This window comes from Prauserella alba, assembly GCF_024171735.1.
GTDB classification, from domain to species: domain Bacteria; phylum Actinomycetota; class Actinomycetes; order Mycobacteriales; family Pseudonocardiaceae; genus Prauserella; species Prauserella alba.
The window spans coordinates 112,841-135,845 of record NZ_JAMTCH010000003.1; the positions used below are offsets into that span (position 1 = coordinate 112,841).

Consider the following 23,005-nt stretch of genomic DNA (forward strand, 5'->3'; position numbering starts at 1 on the left):
GGGGGGGGGGGGGGGGGGGGGGGGGGGGGGGGGGGGGGGGGGGGGGGGGGGGGGGGGGGGGGGGGGGGGGGGGGGGGGGGGGGGGGGGGGGGGGGCACGGGTCGGCTGCGGAGAGTGATGGCCGGACCGGCGGGCGGGAGTCCAAGGGCATGATGCGCCTTCGGTCGAGCGCGAGCTCCCCGACCACAAGAGGTGTCCGACATTAATGGGATAGAATCCTAGTTATGTCGGACGTGGATCACGATCAGCTGTATCGGATAGCGGAATCGCAGGCCGGCTACTTCACGTCCAGTCAGGCAAGGGACGCCGGGATGGACCTGAGCACGCTGAGCCATCACGCGCGGCCCGGCGGCCAGTACGAACGCGTGCGACGGGGCCTGTACCGGCTTCGGCGCTTCCCGTCGAGTCCGGTCGAGCACGTTGTCGCAGCGTGGCTGCCGCTGAGGTCTGCGGAGGCAGTGGTGTCGCACGCCAGCGCGCTGGAACTGTACGAGCTGTCCGATGTGATTCCGGATGTGGTGCATGTGTCGGTGCCGCGCGCCAAACGCGGGCAGCGATCACGTGCGGGAGTACGGATTCACACACAGGGCGAACCGCTTGCGCTCCGGGACGTTCGCACTGTTGCGGGAGTGGCAGTGACCAGCCCGGAACGCGCGATCATCGACAGTTTGCACGACGGTGAGCAGCCCGAGCAGGTCGAACTGGCCATCCGGCAAGCCCTGGCTCGTGGGCTCACCACGCGGAGGAGGCTGCACCAGTCCGCCGGCCGATCGAAGCGTGTGCGTGAACTCCTGGATGCTGCGACGAAGCAGGTGGACGCTTGAGGTACCCGACCGGCCCAGCATTCCGCCGCGCCCTGGAGGATCGTCTGAAAGCGCGCGCCGACGGTGACGGCGCGCGTATCGCGCGAGATCGCAAGCGCGTGGTGTTCGATCGTTTTCTGGCTCGCCTCGTCGAGGTCGCGGCCGGGGAATGGGTGCTCAAGGGAGGGTTTGCGCTCGATCTGCGACTGGAGGACCAGGCACGGTCCACCAAAGACATCGACCTGGGCTGCTGGCTCGACGGCGAAGCCTTGCTCGATGTCCTCATCGATGCGGCCGGTGAGGACCGAGGTGACTTCTTCACCTTCGCCGTCGAGCGAGCAGGCGACCCACCCGACAGATTCGGCGGTGCTCACCGGTTCCGGGTCACGGCAAGCCTGGCCGGCCGTCTGTTCGAGAGGTTCGTCGTCGATGTCGGGCGGCCCGACGATGTCCGGCACCTTGAAACCGAGATCCGGGCAACCTCTCATGTGCTGGGATTCGCCGATGTCGCACCAGTCGCAGTGCCGGTGATCCCGATCGTCGTCCAGGTTGTGGAGAAGCTGCACGCCTACACCCGGGTATACGAGGGCGGCCGGGGCAGCAGTCGCGCCAAAGACGTCGTCGATCTCGCCCTCATCGCGCAGACGTTCACCCTCGATGCCCAGGAGCTGCTGCGAGCCATGGAGACGATCTTCTCGGCGCGCGGTACACACGAACCCCCGCGTGCGCTGTCGCCACCTCCGGAACAATGGCGCGCGCCGTATCGCCAGCTGGCACAGACCGTCGGACTCGACGACGATCTCGATGCGGGTCACCGCACCGTGACCGCCATGCTCGATCCGATCCTCAATCGCGACATCTCGACCGGAACGTGGAGCCCCGGCACGCAACAGTGGGATGTGCAGTAACGGGACGTGGGCCACGGACGGATCTCGAGCGGCGTCGACCCGGGTGCGAGCGCGATCAGCGCGAGCGAAGCCGGCCACGCGTCGCCGCCTACGCCGTGTCACAACCCCAGGTGCTGTCGTTCATCCAGGCCACAACGACCTGAGACCCGGGCGCGCCCCCAAGGGCACTTTGGTGGCGCTCAACGCCACCAAAGTGCCCCTGGGGGCACGGGTCGGCTGCGGAGAGTGACAGCTGCGGTGCACGCCTGTGAGTGATCACGGGTGGCACAATGTGCGGCCATGACCACCGGAACGCCGCAGGCCGGGCGCCGGCCGAGCCTCGTCGACCTGGCGATGCTCGTCCTCGCCGTCGGCTCGGTGGCGCTGCTGTGCTACCTGCTGTTCGTCGACGTCTCCGCGGAGACGGCCCACACGATCTTCATCATCGACACCGCCATCTGCGGCGTGTTCCTGGTCGAGTTCCTGTGGCGCTGGCACAAGGCCGGCTGGGAGAAGATGTTCCCGGTCCGCGGGTGGTACGAGATCCTCGGCATGATCCCGATCGCCCACCCGGCGCTGCGAGGTTTCCGGCTGCTGCGCATCGTGGTGGTGGTCGTCCGGCTGGCGCGCACCGCCGACCGAGCCTTCGGGGAACGGTTCACGCAGAAGCTCGTCGAGCGGTATTCGACGACGATCGTGCAGGCCATCAAGAAACCCATCACCGTCGTCGTGCTCGACGAGGTCGTGAAGGTCCTCGAGACCGGAAACTATCCGGAGAATCTCGCGCGGTCGCTGTCGCAGAACCAGGACATGCTGCGGGAGATCGTCACCGAGAAGCTCAGGAACGACCCGCAGGCAGGCCGGTTCTCGCGACTGCCGTTCCACGACGAGATCGTCCACTCGGTGACCGACACGGTGATCCGCATCGTGCTGGAGGTGCTCGCCGACGAGCGCATCGACCACTTCTTCGCCGAGGTCGTGCGGGAGAACCGGCAGCAGATCCGCGAAGCCGTCACCCTCGGGCTGCACTACAAGGACGACCCGGAGCTCGCGGCGCAGTTGCCGGCCCGGCCGGAGCGGTCGCTGTACGACTGACGGCGATTCGGCCGGAGCGCTCACTCCGCGGCGGCCGGTCCCACTGCCGCCCGGGCCGGCGCGGTCACGTGCTGCGTTTCGTCCCGCGGGTCGGCGTGGCCGTGCGGGGATCGTCCGGCCACGGGTGTTTCGGGTACCGCCCGCGCAGTTCGGCCCGCACCGACGCGTAGCCGGAGTCCCAGAACGAGTCCACATCGGACGTCACCGCGGCCGGTCTGCCCGCGGGCGAGAGCAGGTGCAGCACGACGGGCACCGCGCCGCCCGCGATCCGCGGGGTGGCGCGCCAGCCGAACGTTTCCTGCAGTTTCACCGCGAGCACGGGGTCGTCACCGGAGTAGTCCACCCGGACGCTGGAGCCGGACGGCACGTCGATGCGTTCGGGGGCGAGCTCGTCGAGTCTGCGCGCCTCCTGCCACGGCACCAGCCTGCGCAGCGCCGACGTCGTGTCGATGCGGGCCAGGTCGGCCCTGCCGCGTGCGGCGGACAGTTCCGGTTCGAGCCATTCGTCGGCGCGGTCGAGCAGAGCGTCGTCGCCGACGTCCGGCCACGGTTGGCCCAGTCGCGCGTGCAGGAAGGTCAGCCGCTGTCGCAGACGCACGGCACTGTCGGACCACGTCAGTACGCCGAGCTTCTCGTCGCGCAACCCGTCGAGCAGGGCCTTCCGGATGCGCCGCGGGTCGGGGTCCGGCAACCGGCGTTCGGCGAGGGTGATCGCACCGAGTGCCCGCACCGAACGCGCGGCCACGTCCCCGTCGGTCCAGGAGACCTCGTCGGATTCGGTCAACAGGTTGGCCGCGATGCGGGTGGCCAGTTCCTCGTCGGCACGTGCCGCCAACCGCACGATCCCGTGGGCACGGCCCGGCTCCCGGGTGGCGTCGGCGACGGCCAGCCATTCCGCTTCAGCCATGCCGCTCCCGGAGGGCAGTTCCACCGCGGTGCCGCTCGCCATGAGGTACACCTGCGACGACCCGTCCCGCCTGCGGGCGAGCCGCTCCGGGTAGGCGAGTGCCACGACCGCGGCGACATCCTCCGGCGCGTCCCGCCCCGAGCCGCCCCGCCCCGAGCCGCCCCGCTCGTGCCCGGTCAGCGCGGCCAGCCGGCGTGCTTCGCGGCGCACCCGGGAGGCTTCGGCCGAGCGGGAACGGCGTAGGTCCCGGAGTGCCTCCTCGACGTCGACGGCACCCGCGGCTCCGGCGTCGAGCAGGGCCACGACCTCGGCGGCCACGTCGGAGCCCGTCTCGTCGGCACCGTCCAGCAACGCCCGCGCGAGCCGCGGATGCAGGCCGACGTCCGCGAGCCGGGCACCACGCGCCGTCACGGTGCCGTCACCGGTGATCGCCCCGAGGGTGCGCAGCAGTTCGGCGCCCGCGGCCAGCACACCCTCCGGCGGCGGATCCCACCATGACAGGCCGCGGCCGTCCGGCGTCGACCAGCACGCCAGCTCCAACGCGAGCCGTGACAGCTCGGCGGTGCGGATCTCGGGTTCGGGGTAGGTGGGCAGACTCGACGTCTCGTACTCGGGCCAGCACCGGTACGCCACGCCCGGCGCCTGCCTGCCGGCGCGGCCCGCCCGCTGCTGCGCGATCGCCCTGGGGGAGCGCACGGTGACGAGCCCGGACAGCCCGCGGCGGTGGTCGACCCGCGGCACCCGCGACAACCCGGAGTCGACGACGGCGCGCACCCCGGGCACGGTGAGGCTCGACTCGGCGACCGCGGTGGCCAGCACGACGCGCCGCCGCGGCCCCTCGGTCAGCGCGGCGTCCTGGCGGGATGCCGAGAGCCTGCCGTGCAGCGGGAGGACGTCGACGCCGGGCAGGTCGAGCGCGCGCGTGACCCGGCCGATCTCCGCCGCGCCCGGCAGGAACGCCAGCACGTCCCCTTCGGTCTCGGCCAGCGCCGTGGTGATCGTCCGTGCGACGCAGGCGTCGGCGCGTTCGCCGCGCACGGGCGGGGAGTGCCGCACCTCCACCGGGTGGGTCCGCGCGTCGGCGGTGATCACGGGGCAGTCGCCGAGCAACGCGGCGAGCCGGTCGGAGGCGACGGTCGCCGACGTCGCCAGCAGCCGCAGGTCGTCGCGCAGGCCCGCGCGCACGTCGAGCAGCAGCGCGAGCAGCAGGTCGGCGTCGAGGTGGCGTTCGTGACACTCGTCGAGCATCACCGCGGCGACGCCCGGCAGTTCCGGATCCCGTTGCACGCGCCGCACCAGCAGCCCCGTCGTGACGACCTCGATGCGGGTGCGCGCGGACGTTCTGCGGTCACCGCGGACCGCGTACCCGACGGTCTCGCCGACCGGCTCGCCCAGCAGGTCCGCCATCCGGTTCGCCGCGGCGCGGGCGGCCAGCCTGCGCGGCTCGGCGACGACGATCCGGCCCGCCGTTCTCTGCCGGTCGAGCGCTCGGGCCAGGGCGAGCGGTATCAGTGTCGTCTTGCCCGTGCCGGGTGGTGCGACGAGCACCGCCGCGCCGTCGGCCGCCAGCGCGGTGCAGACGTCGTCCGCGACCGCCCCGGCGGGCAGTTCCGGCAGCTCCGGCACCTGCATGCACGCCTCCCTGGACAGGGGTTTTACCCGGTTTACGTAGCCTAGAAGGGGACGAAACGCGAGGAAGGACCCCAGTGGGCGGAGCGGAACGCAGCGCGCGCAAGCGGCGGCAGCAGCAACAGCAGCAGGGCAAGAACGTCGTGGCCCAGGCGCGGGGGACGGCGGGGATGAGCGGCAAGCGTGTCGGCCTGATCGTCGGTGTGGTCGTGGTGGTCATCGCCGTGGTCGTCGGCGGTGTGCTGTGGACCAATGCGTCGAAGAACGAGACCGTCGGCGAGACGATTCCGGTGGCACAGCCCGCCGAGTCGAAGTACCCGGAGAAGCGGGAGGGTGTCGTCGTCGAGACCGGCGACCCGGATGCTCCCGTGACGATCGACGTCTACGCCGACTTCCTCTGTCCTGCCTGCGGGTCGTTCTACGAGCGGTTCGGCGAGCAGATCCAGAAGAAGGTCAACGACGGGTCGCTGCTGGTGCGGACACACCCGGTGCCGATGCTGGTCGAGGCGTCGGACCCACCCGGGTACTCGCTCGACGCGGCGAACGCCTCGTTGCTGGCGGCGGACGAGGGCAAGTTCACCGAGTTCCACGACAGCCTGTTCCAGAACCAGCCCGCCGAGGGCGGCCGCGGCTACAGCGACGACCAGCTCATCCGGCTGGGCAGTGACCTCGACATCGACACCCAGGCCTTCATCGAGGGCATCCGGAACGGCAAGTACGAGGACGAGCTGAAGTCGGAGTTCAACAAGACCGCCAGCAACCCTGACCTCATGCAGGAAGGGCCGCGCGGCAAGGGCTTCAGCACGCCGACGGTCACGCACCAGGGCGAGATCGTGCAGCTGACCGACAACTGGCTCGACCAGCTCACCTCCGGGAACAGCTGACCCGCGACGGCCGTTGACGGCCGGAGCGGTGGCGGCACGGCGAGAGCCGGGGCGGGAACGCGCTGCCCGCCCCGGCTCCGTGCGTCACTCGCGGGCCGGGTCGACGCCGTACTGCTCGGCGATGTCGTCGAGCATGGCGTGCGCGCCCTGCAGGCTCACCGAGACGTACCAGGTCTCGTCGTCGACGTCGGTGATCTCGCCGGACAGCCGGTTCCACAACGGGTTCGACTCGAACTTCTCGCGCGGATCCGCGGCCTGCTGCGTGGGGTCGGAGTAGGACGAGACGAACACGCGGTCGGCGTCGAGCTTGCTGATGTCCTCCTGGCTGATGTCGACCATGATCTCGTCCTTGGTGTCCGGCTGCCCCTTCGGCCGTTCGAGGCCGACGTCACGCATGACGATCGCGGGGAAGGAGTCGCTCGCGTACAGCCGGACGGTCTGCTCGCCCTCGATGAATCGCACGAGCGAGTAGGTGGGCGTCTTGCCCTCCTTCTTCTTGATCGCCTCGCCGATCGCCTTCGCACGCTTCTCGTAGGCGGTGATCTTCTGCTCGGCCAGGTCTTCCTTACCGAGCGCCTCGGCCAGCAGCCGGATGTTCTCCTTCCACGTGGCGCCGGTCGACTCGCTGAACACGGTCGGGGCCACATTGGACAGCTTGGAGTGGATCTGTTCGTGGCGGATCTTCGCCGACACGATCAGGTCCGGTGCGATGTCGTACAGCGCCTCGACGTTCGGCGAGGACAGTTCGCCGACCTGCTTGCCGCCTTCCAGGTAGCGGCGGTCGTCGCCGAGGTAGTCGGGTATGCCGTCCGACGACGGGTACTTCGTGTACGCCACGACCTCGGTTTCGAGTGCGGCTGCGGCGTCGGCGAAGCTCGAGTCCAGCGCCGCGACGTTCTGCGGCTTGCTCTCGATGGTGGCTTCGCCCATGGCGTCGGACACGGTGCGGGGGAACCCTGACTGCCCCTGACCGTTCGACGGTGTGCTTTCCTCCGACGCGCAGGCGGTCAGTCCCAGGCATGCCGCGAGTCCGAGGGCCGCGGCCGTGACGGCCGTGCGCCGCCGATGAGACAAGAGCATCATTGCCCACCTTTCTGTTTCGGTTAGGCTTCCCTAACGGGCTTCGAGACCATAAACGAGCGCTGCTTCGTGCGGAAGGGGCAGCGCGACGATTTCAGGAGCGGACGAGATGAACGCCACGCTCGCGGCGGACCCTGCCCCGGCAGGCCGGTCTGCGCTGCATCGGCGGCGCAGCCGGCGATTGCTGAGCCTGGCCGCGCTGGTCGGGGCGCTGATCGTCGCCGTGGCGGCGAGCCTGGCCTACGGTGCGCACCCGGTGCCGCTCGACGCGGTATGGCAGGCGCTGGTCGCCCCCACCGGTGGTGAGGACGACATCATCGTGCGGTCGCTGCGCATCCCCCGCACGGTCCTCGGCGTCCTCGCCGGACTCGCGCTCGGTGCCGGTGGTGCGCTGATGCAGGGCCACACCCGCAATCCGCTCGCCGACCCCGGACTGCTCGGTGTCAACCAGGGCGCGGCACTCGGCGTGGTCACCGCCGTGGTCGTGTTCGGAGTCACGACGCTCGGCTCGTACATCTGGTTCGGGTTCGCCGGTGCGCTGATCGCGGCGGTGCTGGTGTTCGTGCTCGGCACGGTCCGCGGCGGTGCGACCCCGGTCACGCTCGCGCTGGCAGGCGCCGCCGTCAGCGCGCTGCTGTACGGGCTGATCTCGGCCATCGTGCTCGGCAGCCGCCAGGGCATGGACACCTACCGGTTCTGGCACGTGGGGTCGATCGCGGGCCGGGAACTGGCTGTGGCGGGGCAGTTGGCGCCGTTCCTCGTCGTGGGTTTCGTGCTGGCGCTGGCGAACACGCCCGGCTTGAACAGTCTCGCCCTGGGCGAGGACGTCTCGACCGCGCTCGGCCGACACGTGGGCCGCACCCGGCTGCTCGGCGTCGTCGCGATCACACTGCTCGTCGGCGCCGCGGTGTCGGCGTGCGGGCCGATCGCGTTCGTCGGGCTGCTCGTTCCGCACATCGCGCGGGTGCTCACCGGTCCCGACTACCGGTGGCTCGTACCCTGTGCGGCGCTGCTCGGCGCGGTGCTGGTGCTCCTCGCGGACGTGCTCGGGCGGGTCGTTGCCGGTGACACGCTGGAGGTCGGCATTCTGCTGGCGGCCGTGGGTGCACCCGGTTTCATCTATCTGGTCCGGCGGCGGGGGCTGAGCAGGATATGAGTGCGGTTCGGAACATCGAGGCCGTCCCCGGGCGCAAGCAGGTGCGCCTCGGCCGGCTGGCGTGGTCGCTACGGCCGCGGTCGGCACTCGTGCCCGCGGTGTGCCTGGTGCTGCTCGTGCTCGTGGCCGCGCTGAACATCGGCCGTGGCAGTTCGGACATCGCGGTGCTCGACGTGCTGCGGACCCTCGCAGGTGGCGGCGATCACGCCGAGACGGGCATCATCTTCGACCTCCGCCTGCCCCGCACCCTGGCGGGCGTCCTCGTCGGTGCGGCGTTCGGCCTGGCGGGCGCACTGTTCCAGACGGTGGCGCGGAACCCGCTGGCCAGTCCGGACATTCTCGGCATCACGTGGGGCGCCGGTGTCGGCGCGGTGTCGGTGATCGTGCTCGGTGGTTCGGCGGGCCAGGTGAGCGGCGCCGTCGCGGAACTCGGCGTGCCGCTGGCCGGGCTGGCCGGTGGCCTGGTCGCGGGGTTGCTGCTGTACGTGCTCGCGTGGCGGCGCGGCCTGGACAGTTACCGGATGGTGCTGGTGGGGATCGGGCTCGCCGCGATCGGCCACAACGTCGTCTACTGGCTGCTCACCGTGGGTGACGTCGACGACGCCACGCGCGCGACGACGTGGATCGTCGGCAACCTGGCGGGTGTCGGCTGGGAGGCGATCGGGCCGCTGGCGCTGGCGTTGGCACTGCTGGTGCCGGTGACGGCCGCGAGTGTCCACACCCTCGGCGGACTGCAGTTCGGCGACGACACGGCCCGTGGCCTCGGCATCCGGGTGGACCGGGCGCGCGCGGTGGTGCTGCTGCTGGCCGCGGCGCTGGCCGCCGTGGCGACGGCCGTGGCGGGGCCGATCACGTTCGTCGCACTCGCCACACCGCAGATCGCGCTGCGGCTGGTCCGTAGCCCGCAGCCGCCGATCGTCGGCTCGATGATCCTGGGGGCGTTGCTGACCGTCGGCGCCGACCTCGCGGTGCGGACCGTCGCACCCGGCCTGCCGGTCGGCGTGCTCACCGCGATCCTCGGCGCGCCGTATCTGATCTTCCTGTTCCTGCGAACCCGCAAGGAGGCCCGGGCGTGACCCGACCCCGACTGCAGGCCGAACACGTCCGGCTCGGCTACGACGAGCGGATCGTCGTCGACGGCCTGGACTTCGACGTCGCCGACCAGTCCGTCACCGTGATCATCGGCCCCAACGGCTGCGGCAAGTCGACGCTGCTGCGCGGCATGGGGCGGCTGCTGCGCCCGCGAGGCGGATCGGTCCTGCTCGACGGAAAACGCATCGACAAGCTGCCGACCAAGGACGTGGCCAGGACCGTCGGGGTGCTGCCGCAGACCCCGAGCGCACCGGCGGGGCTCACAGTGGGTGATCTCGTGGCCAGGGGCAGGCAACCGCATCAGCACTGGTACCGGCAGTGGTCGGCAGGCGACGAGGACGCCGTCGCGTACGCACTGTCGGTCACCGGGATGAGCTCGCTGGCCGACCGAGCCGTCGACGAACTCTCCGGCGGTCAGCGGCAACGCGCGTGGATCTCCATGACGCTCGCGCAGCAGACGTCGCTGCTGCTGCTCGACGAGCCCATCACCTACCTCGACCTGGCGCACCAGGTGGACGTGCTCGACCTGGTGTATCGCCTGCACACCGAACGCGGCACGACCGTCGTCATGGTGCTCCACGACCTCAACCTCGCGGCCCGCTACGCAGACACGCTCGTCGCCATGCACGACGGCCGGATCGTGTCGCAGGGAAAACCGGACGAGGTGCTCACCGAGGAGCTGCTGTCCGACGTCTTCGGCCTCGACGCGAAGGTGGTGGCGGACCCCGTCGCCGGCACCCCACTCGTGCTCCCGATCAGCGCCCACCTGCGCGACGAGGCATGACGGGCGTCCGAGGCTCGCCGTCTCCACCGTGGGGACCCCCTGTGTGGAGCCCTTCGGGCGATGGGGTACATTATTTCGCACAGGCAGCGGTGAGAACCGCGACCACATCGAACTGAATAAGCACGGGGCTATGGCGCAGTTGGTAGCGCGTCTCACTGGCAGTGAGAAGGTCAGGGGTTCGAATCCCCTTAGCTCCACGCATGCGAGGTCCGCGTCCGCATAGGCGCGGACCTTTTGCGTTTCGCCGATTGAATCTGGGGGCCGAGCCCCCAGGCCCCCCACGGTGCGTGCTCCTGCCGACCGGGGGTAGGTGCGTTGGGTGGGGACCAGCGTCGGGGTCGATCCGCCGTCGCAGCTTCCTCGCCCTGGTTACGAGCGTCGTCCGCCGACGCCTGCTCCCGCTGTGCACTACGTCGGAGTCCACGTACGCCGTTGTTGCCGGAACCGGTGCTCCACCCGGCGTAGCGTGCATTGCGGTGCCCGGTCGCGGCGCCTCCTGCGCATTGCGTATTTAGCCGATCACGCACTGTCCGAAATTCATGCCGACGTGTAACGATCTCGCCGGAAATCTCGGGATCTTCCAACTCGACCGGCTGGTCCTGAGTCAGGGATTTCAGGGAGGTTGACCGAATGCTGAAGTTTCGTGGCCGACGGCGATCCCGCGGGCCGCTCGCACTCGGCTTGGTCGCTGCCGTCGCCGGACTGGCCCTGATCGGGCCGTCCGCCAACGCAGAACCAACGGATGGTGCCGCAGCACCACCCGGTGACGACGTGCAGCACAGCAACAACGTCCACCCGGTGGCCAACGTGCCGCGGCAGGGGCCGCTGGAGGAATCCACGCACAGCGACCTGGCCTTCTATCAGAACTACGCCATCCAGGGCGCCTACGACGGTTTCACCATTTACGACATCTCCAAGCCGCACAAGCCGAGGACGGTCACCCAGGTGCACTGCCCGGGCGGGCAGGGGGACGTGTCGGTGAGCCCGGACGGCAGCCTGCTGTTCATGTCGGTGGACTACGCGCGTACCGACGACACCTGCCAGAGCGAGCAGGGTTCCTACGACGATCCGGATTCCTGGGAAGGAATGCGGGTGTTCGACATCAGCGACAAGGCGAACCCGCGCTACCTCAAGGGCATCAAGACCAGCTGTGGTTCGCACACCCACACCATGGTGCCGGACGACAACACCGAGGACGTGTTCCTCTACGTCTCGTCGTACAACCCGGACCCGGCGTTCCCGAACTGCCAGCCGCCGCACGACTCCATCTCGATCATCAACGTCCCGGCCGACAGTCCGGCCGACGCGAAGGTCGTCGCCGAGCCGGTGCTGTTCCCCGACGGTGGTGCGGCAGGAACCGCGGGCTGTCACGACATCACGGTCTTTCCCGAACGCGACCTCGCCGGCGGTGCCTGCATGGGCGATGGTGCGCTGATGGACATCTCCGACCGCGCGGAGCCGCGCGTGATCACCACGGTGGAGGACCCGAACTTCGCCTTCTACCACTCGGCGACGTTCACCAACGACGGCGAGAACGTCCTGTTCACCGATGAGCTCGGCGGCGGCGGTGCGCCGACGTGCAACGACGAGGTCGGTCCCAAGCACGGCGCGAACGCGATCTACAACATCACCGGCAGCGGGGACGACCGACAACTCGACTTCCGCAGCTACTACAAGATTCCGCGCAACCAGACCGACACCGAGAACTGCGTGGCACACAACGGGAACCTGATCCCCGTTCCGGGCCGCAACGTCTACGTCCAGTCCTGGTACCAGGGCGGTGTGTCGGTCTTCGACTTCACCGACACCACCGCGCCGAAGGAGATCGGCTACTTCGACCGCGGTCCGGTCGACGAGGATCAGCTGACCGTCGCCGGTTCCTGGTCGGCGTACTACTACAACGGTTATGTCTACTCCAGCGACATGACGCGCGGTCTGGACGTCATGAAGGTGACCGGCCCCGGCATGGGCCACGCCGGCCAGGTCCACCTGGACGTCCTCAACCCGCAGACCCAGTACTCGTACCCCGAGTGATCGCGTCCTGCCGCTGGGCCCGCCCTGCAACCCGGCCCAGCGGCAGGCCGTTCGGAAGGAGCAGGCGATGTCCCTGCGGAAACTCTCCCTGCTGATGGTGCTGCTGGCGGGTCTGCTCGGGGCGGGAACCGCGAGTGCGGCCACCTCGGCGTACAACGACACCGACGCCGAGTTCACCCGCATGATGATCCCGCACCACCACCAGGCGATCGTCATGTCCGAACTGGCTCCGGACCGCGCCGCGGACGCCGAGCTCACCGCGCTGGCCGACCGCATACGCATCGAGCAAGGCCTGGAGATCCGGATGATGCAGGGCTGGCAGGGTCGCAACGACCTGCCGGTCACCGATGCGGAGACTGCCTACCAGGACGTGCTCGACGATCCCGACATGGTCGAGCGGATGGGTATGGCCACCCGGGACGAGATGGAGCGGCTGGCGACGCTGTCCGGGGCCGAGTTCGACCGCATGTTCCTGGACCTGATGACTCCGCACCACGAGGGTGCGGTCGAGATGTTGCGGGACGTGATCCTGGGCGGCAGTGACCAGGAGTTGAACCAGATGTCCCAGGACATGATGTCCACGCAGAAGGCTCAGCTCGCGATCATGCGCGATATGCGCGAGTCCTCGTGAGGTGAGCGCGTCGCGCCCGGGTCGTCATCGGCGGCCCGGGCGCCCGCGTGAGCGGGCCCGACGGCGCGCGGCGGTTTCGGCCGAGAGGGCTGAACGGCCCGCCATTGAGCGTGCCTGGCAATTGGATCCACAGTGGACCAACGCGGCCGGGCTCGGGTCCTGGGCTCGTGCGCCGGGCGAGAAAGTCGCTGACGACCGGTCCGCCGCGGCGTCAGCTCTCGTGCGGCGAGCCGGAAAGGTCGATGCCCAGGTGGGCGGGGAGCTCGTCGAGCCAGGCGAGGGTGGCGCGTTCGTAGCCGATGCCGAGTTCGAGGGTGGCGCGCCGTCCGCCACCGTGCGGCGAGTCGTCGTCGGCGAGCTCGTCGCGGCGGCGTACGTACTGTTCGAGTCGCTCGGTGTGCCGGCGGCGCTGGTCGTCGATCAGCTCGGCGAATCGGGCCGGTGGGATGTCCGCCGCGAAAGCCACCGTCAACAGGAACGGCAGCCGCACGTTCTCGTCCTTGGGAGTGCTCGCTACCCATTCCAGATAGGCGTCCCGCCCCGCATCGGTGATGCGGTAGCGCCGCCGTCCCCGTACGTCCTCCTTCGTCGACGCGGAGAGCCCGTCACGTTCCAGCGCCGCGAGTTCCCGGTAGGCCTGGCTGTGCTGGATCGTCCAGAAATTGCCGACCCGACTCCGCGCCTCCTCGACGAGTTCCCAGCCCGTCATCGGTTTCTCCGAGAGGAGGCCGAGCAGGGCCCCCGCCGTCGCGCTGACTGTCACGTCCACTCCCTCGCCTGCGAACCGTGATCATCGTGGCATGCCGGAGCCAGCAGAGTGGGAACGTGGCACGCGAGCGACGCGCGCTGCCGCCCGGGCCGCTCTCGCGGCGAACGCGGCGCCGAAATGCCCGGTGAACACGCGCTCAGTCCACGGGCGCAGGGTCGGCCGGGATCCGGCGCCGGAGCAGGTGCAACGTGAGGCTGCCGGCGACCGGCACCAGGATCGCGGTGGCTGTGATGCCGAGTGTCCCGAGCCCGGAACGCATCACCGGCACGATCAGGAAACCGGTGACCAACGCGACCAGGTTGAAACCGACGTGGGACAACACGGCCCTGCGGCGGCCCAGTCGCGCGGAACGCTCGGCCAGCACAGCGCGGACGATCATGGCGACGCCGAGTGCGGCGAGCGCGGAGAAGATCGCGGTGGTCGCCGCCTCACGCTCGGCCCAGCGGAGGGCGATCGTGACGGGGAGCAGGGCCGCCATGATCACGATGCTCACGGTGTGCGCGCGCAACAGTGACAGGCGGCGCAGAGCGGCGATGCCGAGACCGAGTGCGGCGACCGCAGCCGCCGCGTGGACGAGGACGAGCACGGTGTGCCACATGGTGACCTCCCCTGGGGAGCTGCAACCTCCCTGGAGAACAGCCTGAACCGAACACTGTGACATGTCAATATGTCATGTCGTCGCTCGCATTCCGGTGGACTCGCGGACGATGCACGCGGCGTCGACGGGTTCCGGCTCCGCTTTCCTCACGGGATCTCGTCCGGCCGGTCTGCGGGCTGGAAGAGTTCGACGAGGTTGCCGGAGGGATCCTCGAGCAGGATCTGCTGCCCACCCGGTCCGGTGACGATGTCGTTGCGGAAGCCGAGCCCGGCGCCGCGCAGCCGGTCCACCTCGGCCGCGATGTCGTCGACGACGAGGTGGATCCGGTTCCATCCGCCGGGGCCAGGCACCGCACCGTCCGGCATCGCCCGGCCCGCCGAGCTGGTGGGCCCGCTGAGCAAGAGCCGCAGGCCGCCGAGTGTGACGTCGGCGAACGCCGGCGGGAACGTGCTCCGGACGGTGAAACCGAGATGGCGGGTGTAGAAGGCAACGGCCTCCTCGACGTCGTCGACCAGGTAGCGAACGTTGACCAGGTCGTGCGGGTTCTCGGACATTGCTATTCCTCCTCGGTTGTCGTGGCGGGACGTGTCGTGTCTTGAGGGGCGGTGTCGGCCGGGTCGGGTGGTGAGCCGCCGCCTTTCCGCGTGAGCAGGAGTACGGCGACGGAGGCGGCGCCGAGGGCGGTCGCCAGCACCATGGCCGCGCGTATCCCGGCCGGCTGGTAGGAGGAGAGTGCCCAGGCGACGGTGGCCGATGCGGGCCCGAGCGCGAAGCCCGTCTGGCGGGCGAGGCTGGTCGAGGCGCCGATGGTCGCGAGCAGGGACGGCGGTGCGTGGGTCATCGCGATGGTCATGTTGGGTGCGTTGAACAACCCGTTGCCGCATCCGGCCAGTAGCAGTCGCCACGCCACGTCCGCGAGCCGCCACGAGTCGTCCATCGGCAGCAGCAGCGCGAGGCCGACCGTGAACAGGGCGGCCCCGAGGACGGCCATCCGTCGCGATCCGAACCGGTCGGCGAGGAACCCGCCGACCGGGCCCATGACGACCATGCCCGCGGGGAAGGCCAGGATCGTGAGCCCGGCCGCCGACACGGATTCGCCGAGGGGCCGTTGCAGGAAGAACGGCATGACGAAGAAGACCACGCCGAGCGCGGTCGCCGTCGCGGCCAGGGCGACGTGCGCACCCGATTCTCCGGTCGTGCGCAGCAGTTTCCGGACCGGCGTTGCGCTGGGTAGGCGCACCCAGCCACCGAGGAGCGGAACTGCGAGGACCGCGAGCAGCAGCCAGGCCGGTCCGTCGTCGGCGGTGAAGGTGAGCGAGAGCAGCACCACGGCGACGGCGCTGCTGAGCAGGAGCGCTTCGGTGAACCATGCCCGATCGGGCGTCCGCAATGCGGTGCCGTGCGGCAGCAGGCGCATCCCCACCGCGAGGACCACGGCGCTCACGGGGACGTTGACGAAGAAGATCCAGGGCCAGCCGGGACCGTCGACGATCAGCCCGCCCATGACCGGTCCGCTGATCAGGCCGAGCGGGCCGACCGTCGTGACCAGTCCCATCGCGCGGCCCCGCGCATGGGGCTGCACGGCCGTCGCAGCCAGTGCGGGCACCAACGAGAACAGCAGCGCCCCGAACATGCCCTGTGTCAACCGCGCGGCGACGAGCCATCCGAGAGCGGGAGCGAGCCCGGCCGCAACGCTGGCGAGGGCGAAACCGCTGAGCGAGAACACCAGTGCCGGCCGGTGGCCGACGGCGTCGAGCCAGCGACCGCTGGGCAGCGCCAAGCCGGCCAGCGGCAACAGGTAGGCGAGCACCACCCACTCGGTCACACTGGTGGGAATCGCGAGGTCACGTTCGATCACCGGCAGCGCGACGTTGACGATGCTCATGTCGACCGATGCCATGAACACCGCCAGGCCCGCGGCGACCACCAGCCACCACCGGTTCCGCTGTTCGTCGGCGGGTGTCCCCTGGCGATCGGTCTCGTCGGCCACAGCCATGATCGCCGTCCTTCCCCGTGTGCGGTCACATTCCGCCCCTCGGCGGGTTCTTCCCCATGAGCCCGTGCGAAGGGAAGGTGTGACAGATGGACCGGAACGAGTGGCTCGCCGAGCGGTTCGAGGAACATCGGCCGCGGTTACGGGCGGTGGCCTACCGCATGCTCGGGTCACTGGCCGAGGCCGAGGACGCCGTCCAGGACGCCTGGCTGCGGCTCAGCCGCGCCGAGACCGGCGACATCGACAACCTCGGCGGGTGGCTCACCACCGTGGTCGGCCGCGAATGCCTCCACGTGCTGAGGTCGCGTCGCCGCCGGCGCGAAGACCTCGTGGCACCCGTCGGCACACCGCTGCCCGACCCGGTCGTCTTCGCCGCCGATGACGACGCCGACCCGGAGCAGCACGCGCTGATCGCCGACTCGGTGAGCCTGGCGTTGCTGGTGGTGCTCGATTCGCTCGCTCCCGCGGAGCGGCTGGCTTTCGTCCTGCACGACATGTTCGACCTGCCTTTCGACGAGATCGCTCCACTGGTCGGCCGCACCCCCGCGGCGGCCAGGCAGCTCGCAAGCCGTGCCCGCCGACGTGTGCGCGGCACGGAACCTCCCGCCGCCGACCCGGACCACGGTCGGCAGCGAGAGGTCGTCGACGCGTTCTACGACGCTGCGAACTCCGGAGACTTCGGGGCGCTCGTGGAGGTTCTCGACCCGGACGTCGTGTTCCGCGCCGACTACGGCCCCGGCAGGGAGCCCGCGGTGTACCGGGGAGCGGCGACCGTGGCCAAGCAGGCGCGGCGCGCCCGGGGTGCCGATCTGCACCGGGTGCTCGTCAACGGCCTGCCGGGGGTCGTCACCTCCCGGCGCGGCCGCCCCGTGTCGATCATGGCCTTCAGGGTGGTCGAGGGCAGGATCGTGGAGATCCACGGCATCCGCGATTCCGAGCGTGTGCAACGCCTGGCCGGTCACCTCGTCCGGGCAGGCCGATGAGGCACCCCGGACCGTCGGCCGGAACCACCCGCATCCCACCTACGGCAACTGCCCTCGCCGCTGTCTCGGAGCGACGGTCGGGCGATCCGAGGTATCCTTGTCGCCGGGCGACGGCGGCCCGGCTCTGACCCGGACCCGGATCGGCTCGCAATGTGTCCCGGTCTCGAGTGCCCCGGTCTGACCGGTGCGCACCGGATCGCCTGTTGCACCGCATCGCCGTGTCGCACCGCGTGGAGCCGCACGCGTCGCTGCACCGGGATCGGTGCGCCGTACGGCCCGGTGCCTTCTCCGGCATTTGGGCCGCTCCGACGTCCCGGACCTCTCCGCCGCTTCCGGTTCCTCTTCGGCCCCCCGGTGGCCGCCCCTGAAACCCGAGAGCCCTCCCGGCCTGCGCCAACACCGATGTCCGAGGCGGCATCGCACGGATTCCGCCCAACACGAGAAGACACCGCAACACGAGAAGACACCGCAACAGAGAGGACGGAGAGCCGAACCATGCGTACCCCGCGAGTGACAGCCGGTGCGGAGCGAGAACTCATCGAGAACACGCTCGACCGCAACCGCGAAGCTCTGGTCGAGACCGCACGCGGGCTGTCGGAGGCCGACGCGCGCCGACGGCTCGTTCCGTCGCTGACGACACCGATCTCACTGATCAAACACGCAGCGGCGGCTGAACGCATCTGGTTCCAACGGTTCTGGGAAGGTCTCGTCGAGTCCGAATGCGACGGTTATGCGGCCCGTGACGAGGGAACGTTCGCCGTGGCGGACGGTGAACAGTTGGCCGATGTGATCGTCGAGTTCGAGCGCGCGAGTGAGCGCTCACGCGTCATCGCCGGCCGCTTCCGGCTGGACGATACGAGGGAAGTTCCCGGCGAAGGAACGATCAGTCTGCGGTGGACGCTCCTCGCCATGATCGAAGAGTTCGCGCGCCATGCCGGGCACGGAGACATCCTTCGCGAACAGATCGAGAGGGCGACTTCGGACGGTGCAACGCCGTGAAGCACCTTGGGAACCGTTGACGTCACCTTACGGACGTTGCGGCGGTTCCGGTTCCCGGGCGGTGTGTGCCGGCGCCCGGGAACCGGCGGGTCAGCCGTGGGTGATCGTGTAGACCCCGAGTTGCGGGTCGCCCGTGGGTGTGAGCGTCAGGCCGTGGGCGGCGACCTCGGTGCGGAGGCCCGTTTCGTCGACGAGATGCCACGCGTAGCTGACGGCCCGTTCGTCGATCGCGGTGTCGCCGTCGAGCGTGCGGTAGGTCATGAACCAGGTGAGCGTGCCGTCCCCCGTGGGTTCGGCCCTCGCCCTTCCCTCGTACGTCAGCCGCCCGACCTGCGCCGTCGCCGCAACGGACTCGGGCACCGGCACCGGCTCGGCGGGCGGCTGGAGGTTCACGACCGCGACCCCGTCATGGTCGAGGCGGGCCGCCAGCAGCGACCACAGCCGGTCGCGTCCGGCCGCGTCGAAGTGACCGAGCACGTTCATCGCGATGAGCACCGCGAACCGGCCCGGCAGCGCGACGTCGGGAAACGCGGCCGGTAGCACGGTGACGCGCCGGCGCAGTCGCTCGTCACCGTGGACGCGTGCCAGCAATGCGGAACGCAGCCCTGCCGAGGGTTCGACGGCGACGACGTCGGCACCGGGCAGTGTCTCGGCGAGCAGCAGCGTGCCGTGCCCGCTCCCCGCGCCGAGGTCCACGGCCGTCGTGGCGGTGCGCGACGAGAGTGCCTCGGTGAGGACCGGTCGCAACGCCGTCCAGAACGGGGCGATGAGCAGGTCGATGAACTCGGCGGATTCGGAGTACTCGTCGGTCATGCGACTCCTTCGGGAGTGACGGACTCCACCAGCGGATCGTGGTGGAGGCGGGGCGGAGACATGCTCGGAACCCCAGTTCAACGGCGGTGACGCGGCGATTCTGCACTAATAGTAATGATAACCGTTTCCATAAACGCGCCGGCACTGCGCGCGCTTCGTCTCGGCTCGTCGCTCCGGGGTCGTGTGGCCAGGGGTATCGGGACGCCGAACATCGGCGGACCGCAGTGACCGGCGAAACCGCCGGCGTCGCCGACATCACCCGGCTTGTGGTCAAGGATGCGATTAGTCAGAAAATTGACTATGGTGCCGCGGGGCGGGACACCGACCGGGGAGGATGTGCGATGGCCCTGCGGCATGCGGTGCTGGCGGCACTGCTGGACGGCGAACACAGCGGATACCAGCTGGCCAAGTCGTTCGACGTCGGTATGGCGAACTTCTGGCACGCGCTGCCGCAGCAGCTATACGCGGAGCTGACGAAGCTGGAAGCCGACGGACTCGTGGCGGGCCGTGAGGTCGTCCAGGAGGCGCGGCCGAACAAACGGCTGTTCACGGTCACCGACACAGGTCTGGCCGAGCTGCGGCGATTCGCCTGCGCCCCGTCGAAACCGTCGTTCATCCGCGACGACCTGCTCGTCAAGGTCGCGGCGGCGGATGCGGTCGACGCGGCGGAGCTGATCGCCCAGCTCGAGGAACGCGCCACGATCGCGGGTGCGAAGGTCGAACTCTTCGACAAGCTCATGCACAAGATGCGGGGGGAACTCGACGAAGCCGACTACCTGGCACGCGGCGCACAGGTCGGCCCCTACCTGACGTGCCTGCGGGGACGGCGGTTCGAGAGTGAGAACCGCGAGTGGTGCACCGAGGCCGCCTCGGTGCTGCGAGCCAGGGCGGGCGCCGATGTCGCGCAGTGAGGGCGACGTGCCCGCCCGCGGATATCGGCGGTTCGTCGCACTCGGCGACAGTCAGACCGAGGGACTCAATGACGGCGACGACCGGCACGGCTTCCGGGGCTGGGCCGATCGCCTCGCCGAACGGCTCGCCGCCTCCGAGTCGCAGTTGCGCTACGCCAACCTGGCGGTGCGAGGCCGTCGCGCCCACGAGATTCGCGGCGAGCAGCTGACGCCGGCGCTGGCGCTGGCGCCCGACCTCGCCACCGTCATGGCCGGCGTCAACGACCTGATCCGCCCGCGGTTCGACGCCGATGCGGTCGGCAGTCACGTCGAGCACGTCATCGGGGCGCTCGCCGGCACCGGCGCCACCGTCGTGACGTTCACCTACCCCGACCCGGGGCTGCGCATGACCGCGGGGCGCCTGCTCACCACCCGCACCCGGGAGTTCAACGAGCGCGTCCGGACGGCTGCGCGGCAACACGGGGCCGTCGTGGTCGAACTGTCCGCGCACCCCGTCACCTCCGATCCCCGGCTGTGGAGCGGCGATCGCCTGCACCTCAACACGCTCGGCCACACGCGCCTGGCCGCCGCCGTCGCCCACGCCCTCGCGCTCCCCGGCAGTGACACCACATGGACCCGCCCCCTCGCGCCGCGGCCCGCACCGGCCGGGTGGCGCCGCGCCGGAGCCGACCTCAGGTGGACGGCCGAGTTCGTGGGGCCCTGGCTCCTACGGCGCATCCGGGGCCGCTCGTCCGGCGACGGCCGAACGGCGAAACGTCCCGCACTCGCCCCGATCGACCGTCCACAACGAACCCGAAAGTGATCCCGCATGAACGCCTTCCCGAACCTGCTCGCACCGCTCGATCTCGGCTTCACCAGCCTGTCCAATCGGGTGATCATGGGGTCGATGCACGTCGGCCTCGAGGACCGGGCCAAGCACGTCGACGAACTGGCCGAGTTCTACGCCGAACGTGCTCGCGGTGGCGTCGGGCTGATCGTGACCGGCGGGTTCGCGCCGAACCGCACCGGCTGGCTCTACCCGGTCGCGTCGAAGATGAGTACGCGGGCGGAGGCGCGGCGGCACCGGACCGTCACCGCCGCGGTGCACGAGGCGGGCGGCAAGATCGCGCTGCAGCTGCTGCATGCCGGGCGCTACGCGTATCACCCGCTGTCGGTCTCGGCGTCCGCGGTGAAGGCGCCGATCAACCCGTTCCGCCCGCGCGCCCTGACCGATCGCGGGGTGCGCGCGCAGATCGCCGCGTTCGCCCGCTCGGCCGCGCTGGCCCGTGAAGCCGGATACGACGGCGTCGAGATCATGGGCTCGGAGGGCTATCTCATCAACCAGTTCCTCGCCCCGCGCACCAACAAACGCAGCGACCGCTGGGGCGGATCGGCAGAGAACCGGCGCCGGTTCGCGGTCGAGATCGTGCGCCAGGTGCGGCGGGCCGCCGGCGACGACTTCGTGATCGTGTACCGACTGTCCATGATGGACCTCGTCGAGGGTGGGCAGACCTGGCAGGAGGTCGTCGATCTCGCGAAGGCCGTCGAGGAGGCGGGCGCCACGATCATCAACACCGGCATCGGATGGCACGAGGCGCGCGTGCCCACCATCGTCACGTCCGTGCCGCGCGCCGCCTTCACCGATGTCACCGGCAGGGTGCGGAAGCACGTGTCGATTCCGGTCGCCGCGTCGAACCGGATCAACATGCCGCAGGTGGCCGAAGAGGTGCTCACCCGCGGCGAGGCCGACATGGTCTCCATGGCGCGCCCCTTCCTGGCGGACCCGCTGTGGGTCGCGAAGGCGGGGGAGGGCAGGAGCGACGAGATCAACACGTGCATCGGGTGCAACCAGGCGTGCCTCGATCACACGTTCTCCCTCAAGCGGGCCTCCTGTCTGGTGAACCCGCGCGCGGGCAACGAGACCACGCTCCGCCTGCTGCCGAGCCGGACGACGAAGCGGATCGCCGTGGTCGGCGCGGGGCCAGCCGGACTGTCCGCAGCCGTCGGCCTGGCCACCCGGGGCCACGAGGTCGACCTGTTCGAGGCCGAGGACGAGATCGGCGGGCAGTTCGCGATCGCCCGGCGCATCCCGGGCAAGGAGGAGTTCTCGGAGACCGTCCGTTACTACCGGCGACAGCTGGAGCTCACCGGGGTCACGCTGCACCTCGGCACGAAGGCCGGGGCAGCGGAGTTGCGCGACCGCGGCTTCGACGAGGTCATCGTCGCCACCGGCGTGACACCGCGGATCCCGGACATCCCCGGCATCGACCACCCTTCGGTGCTGTCGTACGCCGACCTGGTGCGCGGGGGCGCCCCGGTCGGCGACCGCGTGGCCGTGATCGGCGCGGGCGGCATCGGCGTCGACGTCAGCGAGTTCCTGACACACGGCCGGTCGCCGACGCTTGACCTGGACGCGTGGCGGGCCGAATGGGGTGTCACCGATCCCGAGACGGGCAGGGGTGGCCTCGCTGCGCCCGCCCCGCATCCGGCCCCGCGGCACGTGGTCCTCATGCAGCGCAAGACGTCCCGCATCGGAGGAGGACTCGGCAAGACCACCGGCTGGGTCCACCGCGCCGCGCTCAGGGCCAAGGACGTGGAGCAGCTCACCGGTGTCAACTACGAGCGGATCGACGACGCCGGCGTGCACATCTCGTACGGGCCCAAGCGTGAGCGGCCCACTGTCGTCTCGGTCGACAACGTCGTGGTCTGTGCGGGTCAGGAACCGGTGCGGGACCTCGCCGACGAGCTGCGCGCAGGCGGGACGCGCACACATGTGATCGGCGGTGCCGACGTCGCCGCGGAACTCGACGCCAAACGCGCGATCGACCAGGGAACCCGCCTCGCCGCAACACTGTGACCGCCGAGCGCCGTGACTCCGAGCTCGCGGCGGCAGATGGCATCATCCACGCTCAGGTTATCTCCTGTCATTGGTTGACAGAAGTTTCAGCCATGGCTATAAATTCTGGTGAAAGCAGTGG

21 protein-coding genes and 1 tRNA gene are annotated in these 23,005 nt (G+C 70.1%); 15 read left to right on the plus strand and 7 right to left on the minus strand.

Annotated features, from left to right (window positions below):
* Positions 1 to 224 precede the first annotated feature (224 nt).
* The 3 genes from LY12_RS00525 to LY12_RS00535 all read left to right on the plus strand — a co-directional run bounded on the left by LY12_RS00525 (position 225) and on the right by LY12_RS00535 (position 2,785).
* Positions 225 to 824 (plus strand): type IV toxin-antitoxin system AbiEi family antitoxin domain-containing protein, encoded by a 600-nt coding sequence (locus tag LY12_RS00525; RefSeq protein WP_253852556.1) that lies wholly within the window; start codon positions 225 to 227, stop codon positions 822 to 824.
* The gene (locus LY12_RS00530; protein WP_253852557.1) at positions 821 to 1,711 is read left to right on the plus strand and encodes a nucleotidyl transferase AbiEii/AbiGii toxin family protein; all 891 of its coding nucleotides are present in this window, start codon (positions 821 to 823) and stop codon (positions 1,709 to 1,711) included. The genes LY12_RS00525 and LY12_RS00530 overlap by 4 nt, the downstream gene beginning before the upstream one ends.
* Before the next feature lie 279 nt (positions 1,712 to 1,990).
* Positions 1,991 to 2,785, plus strand: coding sequence for an ion transporter (locus LY12_RS00535; protein ID WP_253852558.1), 795 nt, complete (start codon positions 1,991 to 1,993; stop codon positions 2,783 to 2,785).
* A gap of 64 nt (positions 2,786 to 2,849) precedes the next feature.
* On the opposite strand, the gene hrpB is transcribed toward LY12_RS00535, so the two are convergent.
* The gene (gene hrpB / locus LY12_RS00540; protein WP_253852559.1) at positions 2,850 to 5,324 is read right to left on the minus strand and encodes an ATP-dependent helicase HrpB; all 2,475 of its coding nucleotides are present in this window, start codon (positions 5,322 to 5,324) and stop codon (positions 2,850 to 2,852) included.
* A 74-nt stretch (positions 5,325 to 5,398) separates the two neighbouring features.
* Between hrpB and LY12_RS00545 the strand changes: the two genes are divergently transcribed.
* On the plus strand, positions 5,399 to 6,205 hold the full coding sequence (locus tag LY12_RS00545) for a DsbA family protein (RefSeq protein ID WP_253852560.1): 807 nt from the start codon (positions 5,399 to 5,401) through the stop codon (positions 6,203 to 6,205).
* Positions 6,206 to 6,289: 84 nt separating this feature from the next.
* Here the strand turns inward: LY12_RS00545 and LY12_RS00550 are convergent, their stop codons facing one another.
* Positions 6,290 to 7,288: an ABC transporter substrate-binding protein gene (locus tag LY12_RS00550; protein WP_253852561.1), complete on the minus strand. Its 999-nt coding sequence runs from the start codon at positions 7,286 to 7,288 to the stop codon at positions 6,290 to 6,292.
* A 106-nt stretch (positions 7,289 to 7,394) separates the two neighbouring features.
* Here LY12_RS00550 and LY12_RS00555 point away from each other — a divergent pair, with 106 nt between their 5' ends.
* From LY12_RS00555 to LY12_RS00580, 6 genes are all read left to right on the plus strand, one after another.
* The gene (locus LY12_RS00555; RefSeq protein WP_253852562.1) at positions 7,395 to 8,441 is read left to right on the plus strand and encodes a FecCD family ABC transporter permease; all 1,047 of its coding nucleotides are present in this window, start codon (positions 7,395 to 7,397) and stop codon (positions 8,439 to 8,441) included.
* Positions 8,438 to 9,517 (plus strand): FecCD family ABC transporter permease, encoded by a 1,080-nt coding sequence (locus LY12_RS00560; protein WP_253852563.1) that lies wholly within the window; start codon positions 8,438 to 8,440, stop codon positions 9,515 to 9,517. The genes LY12_RS00555 and LY12_RS00560 overlap by 4 nt, the downstream gene beginning before the upstream one ends.
* On the plus strand, positions 9,514 to 10,317 hold the full coding sequence (locus tag LY12_RS00565; protein ID WP_253852564.1) for an ABC transporter ATP-binding protein: 804 nt from the start codon (positions 9,514 to 9,516) through the stop codon (positions 10,315 to 10,317). Before LY12_RS00560 ends, LY12_RS00565 begins: the two co-directional genes overlap by 4 nt.
* A gap of 124 nt (positions 10,318 to 10,441) precedes the next feature.
* Positions 10,442 to 10,514 (plus strand) — tRNA-Ala (locus LY12_RS00570).
* Positions 10,515 to 10,947: 433 nt separating this feature from the next.
* Positions 10,948 to 12,351, plus strand: coding sequence for an LVIVD repeat-containing protein (locus LY12_RS00575; RefSeq protein ID WP_253852565.1), 1,404 nt, complete (start codon positions 10,948 to 10,950; stop codon positions 12,349 to 12,351).
* A gap of 67 nt (positions 12,352 to 12,418) precedes the next feature.
* Entirely contained in the window at positions 12,419 to 12,982 is a 564-nt protein-coding gene (locus LY12_RS00580; RefSeq protein ID WP_253852566.1) for a DUF305 domain-containing protein, read from the plus strand.
* Between the two features lie 211 nt (positions 12,983 to 13,193).
* On the opposite strand, the gene LY12_RS00585 is transcribed toward LY12_RS00580, so the two are convergent.
* The 4 genes from LY12_RS00585 to LY12_RS00600 form a co-directional block, all read right to left on the minus strand.
* Positions 13,194 to 13,745, minus strand: a complete 552-nt coding sequence (locus LY12_RS00585; RefSeq protein WP_253852567.1) for a PadR family transcriptional regulator — start codon at positions 13,743 to 13,745, stop codon at positions 13,194 to 13,196.
* 142 nt (positions 13,746 to 13,887) lie between these two features.
* Positions 13,888 to 14,349: a hypothetical protein gene (locus tag LY12_RS00590; RefSeq protein WP_253852568.1), complete on the minus strand. Its 462-nt coding sequence runs from the start codon at positions 14,347 to 14,349 to the stop codon at positions 13,888 to 13,890.
* A 146-nt stretch (positions 14,350 to 14,495) separates the two neighbouring features.
* On the minus strand, positions 14,496 to 14,903 hold the full coding sequence (locus LY12_RS00595; RefSeq protein ID WP_253852569.1) for a VOC family protein: 408 nt from the start codon (positions 14,901 to 14,903) through the stop codon (positions 14,496 to 14,498).
* 2 nt (positions 14,904 to 14,905) lie between these two features.
* Positions 14,906 to 16,345: an MFS transporter gene (locus LY12_RS00600; protein WP_253852570.1), complete on the minus strand. Its 1,440-nt coding sequence runs from the start codon at positions 16,343 to 16,345 to the stop codon at positions 14,906 to 14,908.
* An 86-nt stretch (positions 16,346 to 16,431) separates the two neighbouring features.
* On the opposite strand from LY12_RS00600, the gene LY12_RS00605 reads away from it, so the two are divergent.
* Together LY12_RS00605 and LY12_RS00610 are read left to right on the plus strand one after the other, a co-directional pair.
* Positions 16,432 to 17,325 carry a sigma-70 family RNA polymerase sigma factor gene (locus LY12_RS00605; protein ID WP_253852571.1) on the plus strand — a complete coding sequence of 298 codons (894 nt, stop codon included), beginning with the start codon at positions 16,432 to 16,434 and terminating at the stop codon, positions 17,323 to 17,325.
* A 495-nt stretch (positions 17,326 to 17,820) separates the two neighbouring features.
* On the plus strand, positions 17,821 to 18,324 hold the full coding sequence (locus LY12_RS00610; RefSeq protein ID WP_253854767.1) for a DinB family protein: 504 nt from the start codon (positions 17,821 to 17,823) through the stop codon (positions 18,322 to 18,324).
* 90 nt (positions 18,325 to 18,414) lie between these two features.
* On the opposite strand, the gene LY12_RS00615 is transcribed toward LY12_RS00610, so the two are convergent.
* Entirely contained in the window at positions 18,415 to 19,137 is a 723-nt protein-coding gene (locus LY12_RS00615) for a class I SAM-dependent methyltransferase (protein WP_253852572.1), read from the minus strand.
* A gap of 341 nt (positions 19,138 to 19,478) precedes the next feature.
* On the opposite strand from LY12_RS00615, the gene LY12_RS00620 reads away from it, so the two are divergent.
* The 3 genes from LY12_RS00620 to LY12_RS00630 are packed head-to-tail and all read left to right on the plus strand — an operon-like array spanning position 19,479 to position 22,884.
* Positions 19,479 to 20,048 carry a PadR family transcriptional regulator gene (locus LY12_RS00620; RefSeq protein WP_253852573.1) on the plus strand — a complete coding sequence of 190 codons (570 nt, stop codon included), beginning with the start codon at positions 19,479 to 19,481 and terminating at the stop codon, positions 20,046 to 20,048.
* Positions 20,035 to 20,850 carry an SGNH/GDSL hydrolase family protein gene (locus LY12_RS00625; protein ID WP_253852574.1) on the plus strand — a complete coding sequence of 272 codons (816 nt, stop codon included), beginning with the start codon at positions 20,035 to 20,037 and terminating at the stop codon, positions 20,848 to 20,850. Before LY12_RS00620 ends, LY12_RS00625 begins: the two co-directional genes overlap by 14 nt.
* Positions 20,851 to 20,856: 6 nt before the next feature.
* Complete coding sequence (locus LY12_RS00630; RefSeq protein ID WP_253852575.1) at positions 20,857 to 22,884, plus strand: NADPH-dependent 2,4-dienoyl-CoA reductase; 2,028 nt, start codon at positions 20,857 to 20,859, stop codon at positions 22,882 to 22,884.
* The last annotated feature ends 121 nt before the right edge of the window (positions 22,885 to 23,005 follow it).

What these genes read in the sequence shown, in the direction of transcription:
- LY12_RS00525 (WP_253852556.1), top strand. Translation starts at nt 225, where the DNA reads ATGTCGGACGTGGATCACGATCAGCTGTATCGGATAGCGGAATCGCAG.
- LY12_RS00535 (WP_253852558.1), top strand. Translation starts at nt 1,991, where the DNA reads ATGACCACCGGAACGCCGCAGGCCGGGCGCCGGCCGAGCCTCGTCGAC.
- hrpB (WP_253852559.1), bottom strand. Translation starts at nt 5,324, where the DNA reads ATGCAGGTGCCGGAGCTGCCGGAACTGCCCGCCGGGGCGGTCGCGGAC.
- LY12_RS00550 (WP_253852561.1), bottom strand. Translation starts at nt 7,288, where the DNA reads ATGATGCTCTTGTCTCATCGGCGGCGCACGGCCGTCACGGCCGCGGCC.
- LY12_RS00555 (WP_253852562.1), top strand. Translation starts at nt 7,395, where the DNA reads ATGAACGCCACGCTCGCGGCGGACCCTGCCCCGGCAGGCCGGTCTGCG.
- LY12_RS00560 (WP_253852563.1), top strand. Translation starts at nt 8,438, where the DNA reads ATGAGTGCGGTTCGGAACATCGAGGCCGTCCCCGGGCGCAAGCAGGTG.
- LY12_RS00575 (WP_253852565.1), top strand. Translation starts at nt 10,948, where the DNA reads ATGCTGAAGTTTCGTGGCCGACGGCGATCCCGCGGGCCGCTCGCACTC.
- LY12_RS00580 (WP_253852566.1), top strand. Translation starts at nt 12,419, where the DNA reads ATGTCCCTGCGGAAACTCTCCCTGCTGATGGTGCTGCTGGCGGGTCTG.
- LY12_RS00590 (WP_253852568.1), bottom strand. Translation starts at nt 14,349, where the DNA reads ATGTGGCACACCGTGCTCGTCCTCGTCCACGCGGCGGCTGCGGTCGCC.
- LY12_RS00595 (WP_253852569.1), bottom strand. Translation starts at nt 14,903, where the DNA reads ATGTCCGAGAACCCGCACGACCTGGTCAACGTTCGCTACCTGGTCGAC.
- LY12_RS00600 (WP_253852570.1), bottom strand. Translation starts at nt 16,345, where the DNA reads ATGGCTGTGGCCGACGAGACCGATCGCCAGGGGACACCCGCCGACGAA.
- LY12_RS00605 (WP_253852571.1), top strand. Translation starts at nt 16,432, where the DNA reads ATGGACCGGAACGAGTGGCTCGCCGAGCGGTTCGAGGAACATCGGCCG.
- LY12_RS00610 (WP_253854767.1), top strand. Translation starts at nt 17,821, where the DNA reads ATGCGTACCCCGCGAGTGACAGCCGGTGCGGAGCGAGAACTCATCGAG.
- LY12_RS00615 (WP_253852572.1), bottom strand. Translation starts at nt 19,137, where the DNA reads ATGACCGACGAGTACTCCGAATCCGCCGAGTTCATCGACCTGCTCATC.
- LY12_RS00620 (WP_253852573.1), top strand. Translation starts at nt 19,479, where the DNA reads ATGGCCCTGCGGCATGCGGTGCTGGCGGCACTGCTGGACGGCGAACAC.
- LY12_RS00625 (WP_253852574.1), top strand. Translation starts at nt 20,035, where the DNA reads ATGTCGCGCAGTGAGGGCGACGTGCCCGCCCGCGGATATCGGCGGTTC.
- LY12_RS00630 (WP_253852575.1), top strand. Translation starts at nt 20,857, where the DNA reads ATGAACGCCTTCCCGAACCTGCTCGCACCGCTCGATCTCGGCTTCACC.